The sequence below is a fragment of the Clostridium folliculivorans genome, assembly GCF_024341905.1.
Taxonomy (GTDB): Bacteria; Bacillota; Clostridia; order Clostridiales; family Clostridiaceae; genus Clostridium_AR; species Clostridium_AR folliculivorans.
The window spans coordinates 1-787 of sequence record NZ_BQXY01000028.1 but is presented as its reverse complement, the minus strand read 5'-3'; the positions used below and the strand labels follow the sequence as shown (position 1 = coordinate 787).

The following is a 787-nucleotide window of genomic DNA, read 5'->3' as shown; positions in this document are numbered from 1 at the left end:
TACCTGATATTACTTGGTCTGCCTTTAGGTTTATACTTAAGAAAGCATGAATTAATGCTATAAGTCCACCTGCTATTAAAGCGAAAAGTATTCCTACCATCGCACTTCCTGTAAGGAAGGACCCATATACTCCAAAGAAGGCTCCCATGATCATCATACCTTCAAGACCTATGTTTACAACTCCAGATCTTTCTGAAAATACTCCGCCAAGACCTGCGAATATTAAAGGAGTTGCAAGAGCTAAAGTCGAAGATAAAAGTTCCATGATTATATTTATACTAGCCATTGATCAATACCTCCTTCTTCTTCTTCTTTTCTGCAAAGTATTTAACGATGTAGTCTGTTGCTACAAAGATTATTATTATTGATTGTATAAGATACACTATTTCCTTAGGTATACCATTTAACTGTAATACTTTTGAACTACTGTTTAAGGCTCCAAAAAGTACTGCCGCAAATATACATCCTATTGGATGGCTTTTCGCAAGAAGAGCTACTGCCATACCACTGAAACCGTAACCTGGAAGTGTACTAAAATCATCAGTATAGTACTTACCACCAGCTAAATGAACTGCTCCACCAAGACCTGCTATAGCTCCTGATATAACCATTGCAAGTACTATGTTCTTTGATATATTTATTCCACCGTATTCTGCTCCCTGAGGGTTTAAACCAACAGCTCTAAGCTCATAACCTGTGGTAGTTTTCCATAAAAGCCATGTAACAAATATTGCTACTGCTATTCCTATAAACACACCATAGTTTGCTTGATAGTTTGATACAAATC

2 protein-coding genes are annotated in these 787 nt (G+C 36.7%); both read right to left on the bottom strand.

Features of this window, described 5'->3' with window-relative positions:
- Window positions 1-286: ABC transporter permease subunit (locus OCU55_RS23715; RefSeq protein ID WP_427847094.1), on the bottom strand; the 286-nt coding region annotated here is incomplete at its 3' end.
- Window positions 279-787: ABC transporter permease (locus OCU55_RS23710; protein WP_427847093.1), on the bottom strand; the 509-nt coding region annotated here is incomplete at its 5' end. The genes OCU55_RS23710 and OCU55_RS23715, both read right to left, overlap by 8 nt.